Origin of the sequence: Xanthomonas sp. SHU 166, from assembly GCF_000364685.1 — a bacterium.
Classification (GTDB): Bacteria; Pseudomonadota; Gammaproteobacteria; order Xanthomonadales; family Xanthomonadaceae; genus Xanthomonas_A; species Xanthomonas_A sontii.
The window spans coordinates 1-675 of record NZ_AQOJ01000914.1; the positions used below are offsets into that span (position 1 = coordinate 1).

At 74.7% G+C, this 675-nt stretch carries 2 protein-coding genes; both read right to left on the reverse strand.

The genetic code is table 11. The features are described 5' to 3' along the window. Window positions 1–383, reverse strand: a 383-nt coding sequence (locus D180_RS20515; RefSeq protein ID WP_017914242.1) for a PfkB family carbohydrate kinase, incomplete at its 3' end; no start/stop codon positions are given. Next, window positions 380–675, reverse strand: a 296-nt coding sequence (locus tag D180_RS20520; protein ID WP_043091467.1) for a putative PEP-binding protein, incomplete at its 5' end; no start/stop codon positions are given. The genes D180_RS20515 and D180_RS20520, both read right to left, overlap by 4 nt.

Here is a 675-nt window from a genome sequence, read left to right on the forward strand (position 1 = left end):
TCGGCCAGGCGCGCGCCGACGGTATCGAGCTGGGCCTGGTCCAGGGCCAGGCCGGGCAGGTTGATATCGGTGGTGGCGCCGCTGTCGGCGGCGACCAGCTTGAGATTGCTGCGGGTGTCGCCGGGCACGCGCAGGCAGCGATCGTCGATGCCGCGGTCGGCGAACAGGGTTTCGAATACCGGCGCATTGCCGGCGCCGAGCACGCCGAGCGCGGCGCAGCGCAGGCCGGCGTCGGCCAGGCAGGCGGCGACGTTGATGCCCTTGCCGCCGGCGATGGCATGGGCGCTGCGCGCACGGTGCACCTGGCCCGGCTGCAGCCGGTCGATGGCCACGGTCAGGTCGATCGCCGGATTCAGGGTGACGGTGACGGCATCGACGCTCATGCGCCGGCTCCGTCGAGCGCGCGCACCTCGGCCGCGCTTTCGCAGTCCAGCGCGCGCTGCGCCAGCGCCTGCAGCGCATCCAGACGGCTGCCGCGCAGGCGCGCCTTCACCGCGGGGATGTCGTTGGGCGTCATCGACAGCTCGTGCACGCCCAGGCCGGCCAGCAGGGCCGCGCCGAACGCATCGCCGGCCAGGCCGCCGCACACGCCGACCCAACGCCCGTGGCGCGCGGCGCCCTCGACGGTGGTGCGGATCAGGCGCAGCACCGCCGGATGCAGGCTGTCGGCCTCGG